Origin of the sequence: Amycolatopsis sp. NBC_01307, assembly GCF_035975215.1 — a bacterium.
Taxonomy (GTDB): domain Bacteria; phylum Actinomycetota; class Actinomycetes; order Mycobacteriales; family Pseudonocardiaceae; genus Amycolatopsis.
Window position 1 is genome coordinate 9,771,907 of sequence record NZ_CP108403.1, and the last position, 14,184, is coordinate 9,786,090.

At 71.8% G+C, this 14,184-nt stretch carries 16 protein-coding genes; 11 read left to right on the forward strand and 5 right to left on the reverse strand.

The features are described from left to right. Positions 1 to 5 precede the first annotated feature (5 nt). Positions 6 to 995, reverse strand: a complete 990-nt coding sequence (locus OG439_RS44045; protein ID WP_326946297.1) for a cytochrome d ubiquinol oxidase subunit II — start codon at positions 993 to 995, stop codon at positions 6 to 8. Between the two features lie 3 nt (positions 996 to 998). Then, entirely contained in the window at positions 999 to 2,162 is a 1,164-nt protein-coding gene (locus OG439_RS44050) for a cytochrome ubiquinol oxidase subunit I (RefSeq protein ID WP_326946298.1), read from the reverse strand. Between the two features lie 60 nt (positions 2,163 to 2,222). Between OG439_RS44050 and OG439_RS44055 the strand changes: the two genes are divergently transcribed. From OG439_RS44055 to OG439_RS44075, 5 genes are read left to right on the forward strand one after another with little or no spacing between them, the layout of a single operon-like run. Beyond that, on the forward strand, positions 2,223 to 2,540 hold the full coding sequence (locus tag OG439_RS44055; protein WP_326946299.1) for a helix-turn-helix transcriptional regulator: 318 nt from the start codon (positions 2,223 to 2,225) through the stop codon (positions 2,538 to 2,540). Further along, positions 2,537 to 3,205 carry a permease prefix domain 1-containing protein gene (locus OG439_RS44060; protein ID WP_326946300.1) on the forward strand — a complete coding sequence of 223 codons (669 nt, stop codon included), beginning with the start codon at positions 2,537 to 2,539 and terminating at the stop codon, positions 3,203 to 3,205. The genes OG439_RS44055 and OG439_RS44060 overlap by 4 nt, the downstream gene beginning before the upstream one ends. Continuing rightward, positions 3,202 to 3,549, forward strand: a complete 348-nt coding sequence (locus tag OG439_RS44065) for a DivIVA domain-containing protein (RefSeq protein ID WP_247061024.1) — start codon at positions 3,202 to 3,204, stop codon at positions 3,547 to 3,549. The genes OG439_RS44060 and OG439_RS44065 overlap by 4 nt, the downstream gene beginning before the upstream one ends. After that, a complete protein-coding gene (locus OG439_RS44070; RefSeq protein WP_326946301.1) occupies positions 3,546 to 4,004 on the forward strand; it encodes an SRPBCC family protein in 459 nt (152 codons plus the stop codon). Before OG439_RS44065 ends, OG439_RS44070 begins: the two co-directional genes overlap by 4 nt. Beyond that, positions 3,997 to 4,560, forward strand: a complete 564-nt coding sequence (locus tag OG439_RS44075) for a DNA-3-methyladenine glycosylase I (protein WP_326946302.1) — start codon at positions 3,997 to 3,999, stop codon at positions 4,558 to 4,560. Before OG439_RS44070 ends, OG439_RS44075 begins: the two co-directional genes overlap by 8 nt. Positions 4,561 to 4,647: 87 nt before the next feature. On the opposite strand, the gene OG439_RS44080 is transcribed toward OG439_RS44075, so the two are convergent. After that, positions 4,648 to 5,442 (reverse strand): enoyl-CoA hydratase-related protein, encoded by a 795-nt coding sequence (locus OG439_RS44080; protein WP_326946303.1) that lies wholly within the window; start codon positions 5,440 to 5,442, stop codon positions 4,648 to 4,650. 198 nt (positions 5,443 to 5,640) lie between these two features. On the opposite strand from OG439_RS44080, the gene OG439_RS44085 reads away from it, so the two are divergent. Continuing rightward, positions 5,641 to 5,808: a DUF3117 domain-containing protein gene (locus OG439_RS44085; RefSeq protein WP_005155393.1), complete on the forward strand. Its 168-nt coding sequence runs from the start codon at positions 5,641 to 5,643 to the stop codon at positions 5,806 to 5,808. A 90-nt stretch (positions 5,809 to 5,898) separates the two neighbouring features. Continuing rightward, the gene (locus tag OG439_RS44090) at positions 5,899 to 7,371 is read left to right on the forward strand and encodes a leucyl aminopeptidase family protein (RefSeq protein WP_326946304.1); all 1,473 of its coding nucleotides are present in this window, start codon (positions 5,899 to 5,901) and stop codon (positions 7,369 to 7,371) included. A 215-nt stretch (positions 7,372 to 7,586) separates the two neighbouring features. Here OG439_RS44090 and OG439_RS44095 read toward each other — a convergent pair whose 3' ends face one another. After that, positions 7,587 to 8,492 carry a LysR family transcriptional regulator gene (locus tag OG439_RS44095; protein WP_326946305.1) on the reverse strand — a complete coding sequence of 302 codons (906 nt, stop codon included), beginning with the start codon at positions 8,490 to 8,492 and terminating at the stop codon, positions 7,587 to 7,589. Between the two features lie 59 nt (positions 8,493 to 8,551). On the opposite strand from OG439_RS44095, the gene OG439_RS44100 reads away from it, so the two are divergent. Continuing rightward, positions 8,552 to 9,736 (forward strand): MFS transporter, encoded by a 1,185-nt coding sequence (locus OG439_RS44100; RefSeq protein ID WP_326946306.1) that lies wholly within the window; start codon positions 8,552 to 8,554, stop codon positions 9,734 to 9,736. Positions 9,737 to 9,892: 156 nt separating this feature from the next. On the opposite strand, the gene OG439_RS44105 is transcribed toward OG439_RS44100, so the two are convergent. After that, on the reverse strand, positions 9,893 to 10,537 hold the full coding sequence (locus OG439_RS44105) for an O-methyltransferase (RefSeq protein ID WP_247061033.1): 645 nt from the start codon (positions 10,535 to 10,537) through the stop codon (positions 9,893 to 9,895). Between the two features lie 191 nt (positions 10,538 to 10,728). Here OG439_RS44105 and sigE point away from each other — a divergent pair, with 191 nt between their 5' ends. The 3 genes from sigE to OG439_RS44120 all read left to right on the forward strand — a co-directional run bounded on the left by sigE (position 10,729) and on the right by OG439_RS44120 (position 14,122). Next, entirely contained in the window at positions 10,729 to 11,343 is a 615-nt protein-coding gene (gene sigE / locus OG439_RS44110; protein ID WP_442788247.1) for an RNA polymerase sigma factor SigE, read from the forward strand. Continuing rightward, the gene (locus tag OG439_RS44115) at positions 11,340 to 12,008 is read left to right on the forward strand and encodes an anti-sigma factor (RefSeq protein WP_326946307.1); all 669 of its coding nucleotides are present in this window, start codon (positions 11,340 to 11,342) and stop codon (positions 12,006 to 12,008) included. The genes sigE and OG439_RS44115 overlap by 4 nt, the downstream gene beginning before the upstream one ends. A gap of 596 nt (positions 12,009 to 12,604) precedes the next feature. Continuing rightward, the gene (locus OG439_RS44120; protein WP_326946308.1) at positions 12,605 to 14,122 is read left to right on the forward strand and encodes a S1C family serine protease; all 1,518 of its coding nucleotides are present in this window, start codon (positions 12,605 to 12,607) and stop codon (positions 14,120 to 14,122) included. Positions 14,123 to 14,184: the final 62 nt, after the last annotated feature.

The window sequence follows — 14,184 nt, forward strand, 5'->3', positions numbered from 1 at the left end:
TCCTCCTAGAAGTGCAGCAGCGAACGCTGGTCGACGGGGGCGCGGTGCGCGCGCCAGGTCAGCCACTGCACGACGAGCAGCACCAGCACCGCGGGCGGCGCGAACCACATCAGCACGGCGAACGTGTCGGACGACGTCGCCGCTTCGGCCGTCGTGAGCGCGTACCCCGAGTCCGCCACCAGGATCGCGGGGAACCGCAGCGTGCCGGCGAGCAGCGCGGGACACGCCGCGAGCGTCATCGCCCCGAGCAGCGCCACCCGGTGGCGCTTGAGCGCGAGACCCAGCCACACCGAACCCAGCGCGAGGAACGCCAGCACGACCACGCCGATGCCCGCCGCCGTCACCCCGTGCAGGACAACCGAACCCCACCCGGTCGCGACGACGAGGAAGCCGGCCGCGGGCGGCAGGAAGGCCTTGGCCAGCCGCACCGCGCGGCCGGTCAGCTCGGCCGGCGCGCGCACGGCCAGGAACACCGCGCCCTGCAAGCAGAACAACGCGACGAACCCCAGCCCCCACAGCACGGCGTAGGGGTTGAAGAGCGCGAAGACGTCACCGGACGGCGAGCCGTCGGCGGTCAGCGGCAGCCCGGCCACCAGGTTGCCGAGGAACAGGCCCCACGACACCGCCGTCACCAGCGCGCCGCCGACGATGCCCGCGGTCCACGCGCCGCGCGGCGCGCCGGGGTGGCGGCTGCGCAGCTGCATCGACGCCGTGAACGTCACCAGGCCGAGCAGCAGCGTCACGACCAGGACGTACGCCCCGGCGAACACCTTGCCCTCCAGGTGCGGGAACGCGCCGAACAGCACGCCCACCGCGGCCACCAGCCACACCTCGTTGGCCAGGAAGAACGGCCCGAGCGCGCCGAGCGTCTGCCGCCGTCTTCGCTCGCCGGCGTCGAACGCGGGCAGTAGCATCCCGACGCCGTAGTCGTACCCCGCGAGCGCGAAGTAGCCGCAGGTCAGCAGGCCCAGCACGCCCCACCAGAAGGTCACCATCGGTCAGACTCCGCTCAGAACGGGCAGTTCGGCGACGTCGTGCTCGACCGGCTCCGGGCCGCGCTTGGCCACGCGCGCCAGCAGCACCCAGTCGGCCACGGCGAGCGCGGCGAACAGCAGTGAGAAAGCGATGAACGAGAACAGGATCTGGCCGGCCGGGACGTCCGCGAGCGCGTCGGCGGTGCGCAGCTTTCCCCAGACCAGCCACGGCTGACGGCCGATCTCGCGCACCAGCCAGCCGAGGATCGCGGCGGCGAACGGCAGCGGGATCGCCGCGACCATCAGGCGGTGCAGGAACCGGGCCTTGGTGATCCAGTCGCGGAAGAGCAGCACCGTGCCGAGCAGCGCGCACAGCAGCATGACGAACCCGAGCATGATCATCAGGCCCAGTGGCAGCCCGACACCGCCGTCCTTGAGCTTGTCCGGCTGGTACATCGCGAGCTCGCCGAACTGCGCGAAGCCCTGGTTGACGACCAGGATCGCGCCGATCAGCGCCGCGACGACGCCGATCCGCATCGAGCGGCGGAAGAACTCGATCTCGGTGGTGCGCTTGAGGAAGTGGTACGCGCTGACGCCGGCCACGAAGAACCCGCCGGTCAGGATCGCGGCGGCGACCACGTGCGGCAGCGACGCGGCCAGCGCCGGGTTGGTGAACAGCGCGCCGAAGTCGTCGAGGCGCAGCGTGCCGTGCTCGACGTGGCTGCCGACCGGGTCCTGCAGGAACGAGTTGGCCAGCATGATGAACAGCGCCGACGCGTACGCCGTGAGCGTGACCAGCCAGATCAGCGTCAGGTGCAGCCACTTGCCCATGCGCCCGAAGCCGAAGATCCACAACCCGAGGAACGTGGACTCGAGGAAGAACGCGACGAGCGTCTCGATGGCCAGCGGGGCGCCGAAGACGTCGCCGGCGAAGGCGGAAAGCCCGGTCCAGGTCAGCCCGAACTGGAACTCCATCACGATCCCGGTGACGATCCCCAGCGCGTAGTTGATCACGTACAGGCGGCCCCAGAAGCGCGTCATCCGCTCCAGTTCGGGCTTGCCGCCCAGTGCCGAGCGCGTCTGCATCACGGCCACCAGCGTGACCAAACCCAGGGTGAGCAGCACGAACAGGAAGTGGAACGAGGTCGTCGTCGCGAACTGGAGTCTCGCGACCGGGAGTGCGTTCATGTAGCCAGGCTACACATAGTCTGCCTACATGTAGCCAGTCGACGTGTAGACTGCGTACCCATGAAGGCGGACTCCTTGCGCGGGCACCTCGACGCGTTGCTGCTGGCGGTCCTCGACGGCCGGAAGCTGCACGGCTACGCGATCATCGAGGCCCTGCAGCTGCGCAGCGACGGCGCGCTCGACCTGCCGACCGGCACGGTCTACCCGGCGCTGCGCCGGCTCGAGCGGGCCGGCTGGCTGGCCAGCGAGTGGGACGTCGTCTCCGGCCGCAAGCGGCGCACCTACCGGCTCACCCGCTCCGGCCAGCAGGCCCTGGCCGCCGAACGCACGGAATGGCGGCAGTTCACGGCCGTCATCGGGGGAGTGCTGGGCGCATGATCGACGAGTACCTGGCCGACCTCGACCGGCGGCTGCACGGCTGCGGCAAGTTCAAGGCCGACCTGCTGGACGAGGCGCGTGACGGCCTGCACGACGCCGCCGACGCCTACCGCGCCGGCGGCCGCGGCGACGAGGACGCCGAGCGTCGCGCCGTCGCCGACTTCGGCCCGGCGGCCGTCGTCGCCCGCGACTACCAGGCCGAGCTCGGCATGCTCAGCGGCGTCCGCACGCTGTGGAAGCTCGTCATCGGCGTGCCGCTGATGCAGGCGTCCTGGGACTACGCCCGGATCCTCACCTACGGCGCCTGGACGAACCTGCCGACGTCGACGCCGCAGTGGTACCGCGTCGTCGCGCACCTCACCCACGGCGCGGTGTTCGTCGTGCCGGTCATCGGCCTGCTCGCGCTGCTCGGCACCCGCTGGCTCAGCCGCCGCCTCGACGCCGTCCGGCTGGCCCGGTTCTGCGGCGTCCTGCTCGCGGTGGCGGTCGGCGTCAACCTCGCCTCGGTCGGCCTGCTGATCGGCTCGACCGGCGTAGTCGACGCGTCGAGGTTGTTCCTGAGCGTCCCGTGTGCCGTGTTGATGGTCGCCTGGGTGCTTCTTTCCCTGCGGCTCGTCGTGCTCGCGAGACGTTCCTGGGGCGGGTATGCCACGATCGTCGCGTGACGACCGCGCTGATCTACCTCGTAGTCATGCTGCTGGTGGCCGCCGTGGTGTTCCTCCTGGCCGCCGTCGTGTTCGGCCGGGGTGAGGAGCTGGCCCCGCTGCCGCCGGGCAGCTCGCCCACGCGGCTGCCCGCCGAGGACATCACCGGCGAAGACCTGGAGGACGTGCGCTTCCAGCTGGTGCTGCGCGGCTACAAGATGTCCGAAGTGGACTGGGTGCTGCGCCGCCTCGGCGTCGAGATCGACGAGCTGCGCACCCGGGTCGCCGAGCTGGAGCAGCGTCAACCCGAGCTTCAACCGGAGCGCGAAGCCGAGCGGGAGACCGCGCCGGAGAGCGCCCAGTGACGGACCTCGTGCTGTCCGTCGACGTTCGCGCGCCGGCCGGGACGACCTGGCTCGCGCTCACGGACTGGACGCGCCAGGGCGAGTGGATGCTGGGCACCGACGTCGAGGTGACCGAGGGCAACGGCCGCAGCGTCGGGTCGCGGCTGGCCGCGTTCACCGGCGTCGCCGGGATCGGCTTCACCGACAAGATGGAGATCACCACCTGGGAGCCGCCGGTGCGGTGCTCGGTGCGGCACTTCGGCAGCGTCGTGCAGGGCACCGGCGTGTTCCAGGTGGTGCCGAAGGGCGCGCAGCGCTCGACGTTCGTCTGGGCCGAGCACCTGCGGTTGCCGTTCGGGCCGCTGGGCCGGCTCGGCTGGCCGGTCGTGCGGCCGGCGTTCGCGCTGGGGGTGCGCCAGTCGCTGCGGCGGTTCGCGCGGTTCGCGGAGGACTATTCGGTGGGCGGGGATGACTGAGCTGATCGGCACTGACGGCGTCGCGCGGTGCAGCTGGGGCAACTCGACCCCGGACTACATCGACTACCACGACAAGGAATGGGGCACGCCGCTCCACGGCCAGGACGAGCTGTACGAGCGTCTGTGCCTCGAGGCGTTCCAGTCCGGGCTGTCGTGGATCACGATCCTGCGCAAGCGTGAGAACTTCCGCAAGGCGTTCAAGCAGTTCAAGCCGGTGAAGGTGGCGAAGTTCGGCGACGCCGACATCGAGCGGCTGATGCAGGACGCGGGGATCGTGCGGAACCGCGCGAAGATCCTGGCGGCGATCAACAACGCCCGGGCGATCGCCGACCTGGACGTCCCGCTGGACGACCTGCTGTGGTCGTTCGCGCCCTCTTCGCACCGGCGGCCGAAGACGATGGCGGACGTCCCGGCCATCACGGACGAGTCGAAGGCGATGGCGAAGGAGCTGAAGAAGCGCGGCTTCGCGTTCCTCGGCCCGACGACGTGCTACGCGCTGATGCAGGCCACCGGCATGGTCGACGACCACATCGAAACCTGCTTCCGGGCAGGCTGACGGGTTCCCGGGTCTGCCGTGGCCCTCGTGAGTGTTTAGGGCGGTTAGAACCGCCCTAAACACTCACGACGAGCTGCGGCAGACTGCCTACTTGCCCTGGAAGGCCGGCTTGCGCTTGCCGACGAAGGCCTCGACGGCTTCGGCGTGGTCGGCGGTCGCGCCTAGCGCGGTCTGGGCGGCGTCCTCGGCGTCGAGCGCCTCGTCGAACGTCGACTGCGCGGCGAGGTTGAGCACGCTCTTGATCTTCGCGTACGCCACGGTCGGCCCGGCCGCGAGCTTCGCCGCGACCTGCTGGGCGCGCCCCGCCAGCTCGTCGTCCGGCACGACCTCGCCGACCAGGCCGAGCCGCTGCGCCTCGGCGGCGTCGACGGTCCGGGCCAGCAGCATCAGCTCGGCGGCGCGGCCGTAACCGACCAGCCGCTGCAACGTCCACGACGCGCCCGAGTCCGGGCCCAGCCCGACGTTCGCGAAGGCCATCAGGAACGACGACGACTCGGCGGCGATCCGCAGGTCGCTGGCGTAGGCGAAGGCCGCGCCGGCCCCGGCGGCGGTGCCGTTGACCGCCGCGATGACGGGCTTCGCCATGGCCACGATCGCCTTGACGATCGGGTTGTAGTGCTCCTTCACCGTGTGTAGCGGGGCGGGGTCACCCGCTTGCAGCAACCCGACGTGCTCCTTCAAATCCTGGCCGGCGCAGAACGCCTTGCCCGAACCGGTCAGCACGACGGCCCGGACGCTCTCGTCGTCCGCCGCTCCGCGCAGGGCCGCGAGCAGTGCTTCCTTCAGCTCGACGGTCAGCGAGTTGTACGCCTGCGGCCGGTTGAGGGTGAGGGTGCGCACCCCGTCGGCGTCGGCGATCAGCAGGACGTCGGATGTGGTCACGTCTTCTCCTTGCGCTGAAACATCGGTCGTCCGAGACTCTCACACCCCTCGCGGGCCGCATACCAGCACCGATACGGCAGCAAAAGATCGGTCCGCTGATGCGCCGAGGCGCTGATAGGGGACAATGGACGGTAAGACCCGGCTGGCTTTCACGCGAGCGCGACCCGGGCGCGCCGGTTGAGACGGAGGGAGCACGCTATGGCGGCCATGAAGCCCCGGACCGGAGATGGTCCCCTCGAAGTGACTAAGGAAGGGCGGGGCCTCGTGATGCGCGTACCGCTCGAGGGTGGCGGGCGACTCGTCGTCGAACTCTCCGCGGAGGAAGCGAAAGACCTCGGCGCCGCTTTGCAGGAGGTCACCGGCTGAACCGGCCCCCCAGAACCGTCCTTCCGTCGCACCCCGGTCTCCCTTCGGAGGCCGGGGTCGCGGTTCCTCTGTGCCCGAAGGTTGCTCACTGTGCGTAATCCGCTACCCCCCGTTCCGACTAGTCTCCTCGACATCGAGGTCGCGGGCGACCTTCGCCGCGGCACCCCGACCGTCCGGCTGGTGACCGCGCCGGCCGACGACGTCGAGGCCGAGCCGGTCGAGGTCGGCGGCGTCCGGATCACCGGCAAAGCGGGCGACGTGCAGACGGTCCCCGGCGACGGCCCCCGCTGGGTCGCGGGGCTCGGCGACGGCGAGCCGAAGCAGTACCGCAAGACCGGCGCGGCGCTGGTCCGCGCGGTGAACGCGGGGCTGGCCGACGACGTCGAGCACGGCGGGAAGGCGTTCCGCGCGGTGCAGCTCGTGCTGCCCGAGGAGGCGTCCGGCGAGCACGTCACGGAGCTGGCACTGGGACTGCTGCTCGGCGGCTACCGCTTCAAGGTGTCCACAGAGGACCCGAAGCCGGCGGTGCGGACGGTGCGGCTGGTGACGCACGACCGCGCGGTGGCGAGCCACACCGAGCTCGTCGAGCGCGCGACGGCGCTGGCCGCCGCGACGGCGCTGACCCGCGACCTCGCGAACACCCCCTCGAACGTCAAGTCCCCGGCGTGGCTCGCGGACACCGCGGCGAAGGTGGCCGGCCCCCGCGTCGAGGCGACGATCCGCGACGAGCAGTGGCTCGCGGAGCAGGGCTTCGGCGGCGTGCTGGCCGTCGGCGGCGGTTCCGCGCGGCCGCCGCGGCTGATCGAGCTGTCCTACAAGCCGTCCGGCGCTTCCGGTGCGGTCAAGCACTTGCTGCTGGTGGGCAAGGGCATCACGTTCGACACCGGCGGCCTGTCGATCAAGCCGGCCGACGGCATGCACCTGATGCGCACGGACATGGCGGGCGGCGCGGCCGTGATCGCCGCGACCCGCGCGATCGCCGCGCTCGGGCTCCCGGTGCGGGTCACCGCGCTGGTGCCGGCGGCCGAGAACCACGTGTCGGGGTCGGCGTACCGGCCGGGCGACATCGTCCGCCACTACGGCGGCAAGACGACCGAGGTCGGCAACACCGACGCCGAGGGCCGGATGGTCCTGGCCGACGCGCTGGCGTACGGCATCAAGCGGTTCGCCCCGGACGTCGTCGTCGACGCGGCGACGCTCACCGGCGCGATGAAGGTGTCACTCGGCCTGCGCACCGGCGGCCTGTTCGCCACGGACGACGCGCTGGCGTCGTCGGTCGTCGCGGCGGGTGCGCGGGTCGGCGAGGCGTGGTGGCGCATGCCGCTGGTGGAGGACTACGCGGAGAACGTCCGAGGCGAGTTCGGCGACGTCCGCCAGACCCCGGGCGGCCCGGGCAGCATCACGGCGGCGCTGTTCCTGCGCGAGTTCACCGAGGGCTTGCCGTGGGCCCACCTGGACATCGCGGGCCCGGCGAGGTCGGAGAAGAACTACAACGAGGTGGTCCCGGGCGCAACGGGCTTCGCGGCCCGGACCCTGGTGGAGCTGGCCGCTTCACTGGGCTGAGCTCCGGCGGCCACGTGGCGGCGGTCTGGGCTGTCCGCGCTGCTGCCGCACTGTCGCTGCCGTCGTGCCGTTCAGAGTTGTCCACAGCCCAGCTGGATTGTGGACAACTCGCTGCTCACGACCGTTTTCGCCGGGCTTCGTCGGGGGCCGCCGATAGACTGGACCCGGGGACGCCCCCCAGGGAAGGGTGGGGGAGTTTCCCGGCGGCGGCCAGATTATGTGCGCCCCGCCGTTGTCAGTACGTGGTCGCGGAAGGCCGTCACCGCCGGTGTTGTCGGCTCGCCCGCGCGCCACACCAGGCCGATCGTCCGTGATGCCGGTGGGTTCAGTGGCACCTCCGCCACTCCGGCCGGCGTGCCCGGGCCGAACCTCGGCAGCAGCGCTACGCCGAGACCCGCCGCGACCAGGCCGCGGACCGTGTCGGACTCCTGGCCCTCGAACGCGATGCGTGGCGTGAAGCCCGCCGCCGCGCAGAGTTCGTCCGTCAGCGTGCGGACGCCGTAACCCGGCTCCAGCAGCACGAACTCCTCCTCGGCCAGCTCGGCCACCCGCACCTGCCGCCGGTCCGCGAGGCGGTGACCCGTCGGGACCGACAGCAGGATCTCCTCCTCGGCCAGCCCCGCCGAGACCAGCGAAGGCGCCTCCGACGGCAACGGCGCGAGCAGCGCGAGGTCCAGCTCGCCGCCCGCGAGCCGGTCGAGCATGTCCTGTCGCGAGCCCTGGACCAGCGTGAACCGCACTCCCGGGTACCGCGCCCGGTAGCCGCGCAGCAGCGACGGCACCAGCGTCCGCCCCAGCAGGTGCAGGAACCCGAGCACCACGTGCCCGGACTCCGGCGCCACCTCCTCGCGCGCCAGCCGGACGCCGGTGTCGACCGCCGCGAGCGCCCGCTCGGCCGCTTCGGCCAGCAGTTCCGCCGCGCGGGTGAGCCGGATGCCGCGGCCGTCCGGGACGGTCAGGGGCGCGCCCAGCGCGTCGGCCAGCGCCGCGATCCGGCGGCTCACCGTCGGCTGCGGGACGCCCAGCAGTTCGGCCGAGCGTGTGACGTTCCCCGTGGCCCGCAGCGCGACGAGGAGCCGCAGGTGCGGCGCGACCTGCGCGGACAGCGAGTCATACGTCATCACATGGATTATGGACCAACAGCGTATTGGACGTATTGGTTAGCCCTGCTTACTTTCGGATGGTGACCACCACCCGCCGAGTCAAGACCGCCGTCGCCGCGGCCGGGATCTCCTCCTTCGCCCTGCTCTACGCGCCGCAGCCGGTGCTCCCGCAGCTCGCCGCGCAGTACCACCTCGATCCCGGCGGCGCGGCGCTCGCGGTGAGCGTCGCGACCGGCGCGCTGGCCGTCGCGGTCCTGCCGATCGCCGCGCTGTCCGAGGTAGTCGGGCGGCGGCCGGTGATCGTGACGTCGGTGGTCGCGTCGGTCGTGTTCGGGCTGCTGCTGCCGCTGATGCCGACGTACCCGGCGCTGCTCGTGCTGCGCGCGCTGCAGGGCATCGCGATCGCCGGGTTCCCCGGGGTCGCGGCCGCCTACCTGGCCGAACGGCTCGGCCGCGCGGGCGTCGCCGCCGCCGTCGGCGCGATGATCGCGGGCAACACGGTCGGTGGCATGCTCGGCCGGCTGTCCGCCGGTTTCTCCGCCGGGCCGCTCGGCTGGCGCGGCGCGCTCTTCGTCGTCGCGGGCATCGGTGCGGTGTGCGCCGCGATCACCGTCGTGACGCTGCCGCCCGGGACGGCTCGCGGGAAGGTGCAGCTCAAGGCCGTGGTCAACGGCCTGCTGACGGCAGTGCGGCGCCCGGTGCTGCTGGCCCAGTACGCCGTGGCGCTGCTCGCGATGGGCTCGTTCGTCGCGCTCTACAACGCGGCCGGGTTCCGGCTGACGGGCGACCCGCTGAACCTGTCGCCGGCGATCGCGTCGCTGGTGTTCCTCGCCTACGCGACCGGCTCGGTCTCGTCGGCGGCGGCCGGACGGCTGGTGGCGCGCGTCGGGCGTCGTCGCGCGGTGATCGGCTCACTGCTGCTGATGGCCGCCGGAGCGGCATTGACCCTGCCGGACTCGCTACCGCTGGTCATCGCCGGTTTCCTGGTGCTGACCTGCGCGTTCTTCGCCGCGCACGCGGTCGCCAACGGCTGGGCGGCGGCCGACGCCCCGGAGGACGCGCGAGGCCAGGTGGGCGGCATGTACACGGCGACGTACTACCTGGGCAGCAGCATCGGCGGCGCGGCGGGCGCGAACGTCTTCGGCCACGCGGGCTGGGGCTGGCTGATCGCGCTGGTGACGATCTGGCTCCTGCTGGCGGCGGCCGCGGTGGCCGCCGGAACCCGGATCCGCACCGAGTACCGCGAGCTGGTCCCGAGCTGAGCTCAGCTGCCCAGACGCCTCGACAACACCCCGCGCCCGGAAACAAACCCCCGCCCAACCCTGGGGGGCGTCCCCGTTCCAGTTTACCGGCGGCCACCGACAAAACCGGCGCGAGCGGCGCCTTGTCCACAGGCGGGCCGACTTGTGGACAGGTGCTCAGATCGCCGCGGCGACCAACAGACCGCCGCCCACCGGCAACAGGGCCGGGACCAGGCGTTCGTCCTCGCGGAACGCCCGTGCCACCTCGCGCAGGGCCAGCGTCTCCGGGTCGCGGCGGGACGGGTCGATCACGCGGCCGCCCGCCAGGACGTTGTGGAACGCGATGATTCCGCCGCGGCGCAGCAGCGACACGCCCAGCTCGTAGCACCCCGGGTACTCGATGTGCGCCGAGTCGACGAACACCAGGTCGTAACCACCCGGCGTCAGCCGCTGCAGGACGTCCAGTGCGCGCCCGACGATCAGCCGGGTCCGGCCCGGTGCGTAGCCGGCCTCGCGGAACGTCGCGCGTGCGGCCCGCTGGTACTCCGGCTCCAGGTCGATCGACGTCAGGATGCCCTCCGGGGCCATCCCGCGCAGCAGGCTCAGCCCGCTCACGCCGGCGCCCGTGCCGACCTCGACGACGGCCTTCGCCCGCAGCGTGGCGGCCAGGAACCGCAGGGTCGCTCCCGCCCCCGCGCTCAGCGGGCTGCAGCCCAGGTCTTCGGCCCGCGCGCGCGCCGAAGACAGCACCTCGTCGTCGGGCAGGTACCCGTCGACGAACCCGGAGTCGGCCGGTGCGGCCGCAGGGGTGGGCGTGTTCACGCACGGAGGTTAGCGTTGGTTGTCGATAAATCCGCGCAGGCTCCCTGGTAAGCACCCCGGAAGAACTTCTCAGCCTGTTCTCAGTCCAGTCTCACTAGAACCATAAGGAACGCCGACAGACTCGAATCCAGACGCACGGGAACACCGTGCCCGTGGCCCGCGTTGGGGTGGAGCAGACAGGAGAAACACAGATGGAGGTGCCTGCTCCCGCGATGCAGAACGCCGATACGGCCGTCGACGCGGCTCAGCCCGTGTCCCTCGACGAGGCGGCCTGGACGCCACCGTCGTGGGACGAGGTCGTCCGCGAGCACGGTGACCGGGTCTACCGGCTCGCCTACCGCCTGACCGGCAACACCCACGACGCCGAGGACCTCACCCAGGAGACCTTCATCCGGGTCTTCCGGTCGCTGGCGTCCTACAAGCCCGGCACGTTCGAGGGCTGGCTGCACCGGATCACCACCAACCTGTTCCTGGACATGGCCCGCCGCCGTTCGCGGGTGCGCATGGAAGGCCTGCCGGAGGACACCGACCGCATCGTGGGCGACGACCCGAGCCCCGAGCAGGTCTACACCGACACCCACCTGGACCCGGACCTGCAGGCCGCGCTCGACGAGCTGCCGCCGGAGTTCCGGGCCGCCGTGGTGCTGTGTGACGTCGAAGGCCTCTCGTACGAGGAGATCGGCGCCACCCTCAACGTCAAGCTGGGCACCGTCCGCAGCCGGATCCACCGTGGCCGGCAGGCGCTGCGCGCTTCGCTGGAGCGCCGGCGCAGTTACGCCCCGGAGTCTGCGAAGGTGTCGGTATGACCGCACCGCGAGGCTGGGGACTCCCCGAGTCGCACCTGCTGCCGGACGCCGTGGTCGCGTTCGTGGACGGCGAGCTTTCGCACGGCGCGCGTGATCGCGCGGCGTCGCACATCACGCGCTGCGCTTCCTGCGCCGGCGACGTCCAGGCTCAGCGACAGGCCTGCGCCGCGATCCGCGGCGCGGGCGCGCCGTCGATGTCGGCCGGGTTCCTGGCGAGCCTCCGGTCCATCCCGGAGCACACGGACCTGCCCAGCAGCCCCGACAACCTGGCGATCACCGCCGACGGCCAGCTCGTCGCGGTCCAGCGGCCCGACCGGGTCGCCGGCCTGCGCGACTCGGGCGTCCTGGGCGGCGTGGCGCCGCTCGGCTCGTCGGCGCCGCTCGGCCAGTCCCCGAACGTCCTGGGCGGCGGCCGCTTCAAGCGCCGCGCGGCGCAGGGCGCGGGTGTGGTCGTGTCGGGGTTGGTGCTGAGCGCGCTGGCCCTGGTGGGAACGACGGCGGACAGCGGTGACGGCACCCCGGACACGGGCGGCCAGGTCCCGCAGAACGCGAACCTGCTCCCGGCCCAGATGGCGGTGCCCCAGGCCCCGCGCCTGGAGTCGGCCCCCTCGGTGACGTCCACCCCGGTGAGCTCGCCGATCGCGGTGCCGGTCGGCGTTCGCTGACCGGATCCGCGCACGTTTCGTTCTGAAGGCCACCTCGATCTCGAGGTGGCCTTTCCGTGCTTTGGCTCATACGCGGCCCGGTACGCAGACTCCTGGCGTGGCCCAGCGCGCGGCCCGATTCAGGCCAGGTCCCGGCGGCCGCAGAACTGCTCGGGGCCAGGCCTGCCGATCGAAAGCGCCCCCCGCCCTTCCCTGGGGGGCTGCCCCGAGTCCAGTCTATCGGCGACCCCCGACGGAAATGACCATTCGCGAGGGGCGACGGCGATTTGTCCACATTGCCGTTCTGCCTGTGGGCAACCGGCCTTTTGCCTGGAAGATCGCACGATTCTGACCGCTGAACTCGGCCTGAGGGAACCGTCCCGCTTGGCGCGGGAGCTCCGCCTGGGAACCGACCCGCCTCGCATGGGCAACTCGGCTTGCTCCGCCTGGGAAACCGACCTGTCTCGCGCAGGAACCCGGCATGCTCCACCTGGTCAACCGGCCGCTTCACCCGACGACTCGGCCAAGAAACAGCCATTTCACCGCCGTACCGGCAGACTCGGCGCACCGGGCTTGGGTATCGTCACGCCCAGCCACCTGATCTTCAGCACCGGGGAATGATGACCGAGCCGAACGTGAATCCCGAGCAGCCCGGCGCGCGTGATGCCGACCGGCTGGGGCCGCGCCCGCTGGCGCGGCCGGCCGTCGATCCGGGGCAGGCCGCGGTGTTCGGCCGCCCGCAAGGGGTCGACGGGGCGTTCGACAAGCTCTACAACCCCCAGCAGGCCAACGGCGTCAAGCTGACGCCGCCCGCTCCTGAGTCGCTGGCCGAGGCGTTCAGCCGGCCGCCCGGGGCCGAAGGCGTTCTCCTGGAGCGGCCGCGGGAGGCCGTCGGGGACGCGTCGCAGGCCGAGCCGCCGCTGTGGACCGGGACGGGTGACCCGTGGCGTGATCCGGGGGCCGGGGCCGTGCTCGCCGGGCCCGCGATGCCCGCCGAAGACGAGGAAAAGCCCGCTCGACGTCCGCCCGGGGCGTTGCTCAGCCTGCCCGAGGTGCTGTTCGGCCGCCGGGTGCAGCCGAAGGCGCTGATCCTGCTCGGGGTCGTGGCGCTGCTCGTCGGGGCCGTCGGCGGGCTCGTCGGCTGGTGGGCCGCCGACACCGGCACCGAGCTCACCGGCTCCGCGACGATCTCCGAAGCCGAGGCCGCCAAGGAGCGTCCGGCCGGTTCGGTCGCCGAGATCGCCAAGCGCGTCTCCCCGGCCGTCGTCTCGCTCGAGGTGTTCAAGCCCGGCGCCGAGTCCGGCGAACAGGGCTCCGGCGTGATGATCGACCCCCAGGGCTACATCCTCACCAACGACCACGTGATCAGCTCCGCCGCCGCGGATCCGAGCGTCAAGATCACCGCGATCTTCATCGACGGCACCCGCACCGACGCCAAGCTCGTCGGCACCGACCCGAAGACCGACCTCGCGGTGGTGAAGGTCAACGTCACCAACCCGACCGTGCTGCAGATCGGCAAGTCCTCGGACCTGCAGGTCGGCGACACCGTGATGGCCATCGGCTCGCCGCTGGCGCTGCAGAACTCGGTGACGGCGGGCATCGTCAGCGCGCTGAACCGGCCGATCACCGCCGGCGGCGACAACGGCGCCGCGCCGGTCACCTACGAGGCCATCCAGACCGACGCCGCGATCAACCACGGCAACTCCGGCGGCGCCCTGGTCGACGCCACCGGCGCGCTGGTCGGCATCAACTCGTCGATCCGCTCGTCCAGCGCGGACGGCGGCAGCATCGGCATCGGCTTCGCCATCCCGAGCGACTACGCGATCAAGATCGCGAAGGCGCTGATCAAGGACGGCAAAGTCCAGCACGCCGACATCGGCATCAACGCGTCCTCGACGGTCGCCGGCTCGTCCACGATGGGCGCGCAGGTCAAGAACGTCGCCCCCGGTGGCCCGGCCGCGAACGCGGGCATCAAGGAGGGCGACGTGATCACCAAGATCGGCACCCGCCTGGTCCGCGACTCCGCGGAACTGACGGTCGCGGTGCGCGCGCACGACGTCGGCGAGGTGGTCCCGGTGTCGCTGGCGCGTGACGGTGCCAGCTTCGTCGTGGACGTAACCCTGGCTTCGGATTGAGTTACCGCGTTCGGCCTGCTTGAGCAGGGCCGGTGGCGAGTACCCTGAGCCAGTAGGTTCCG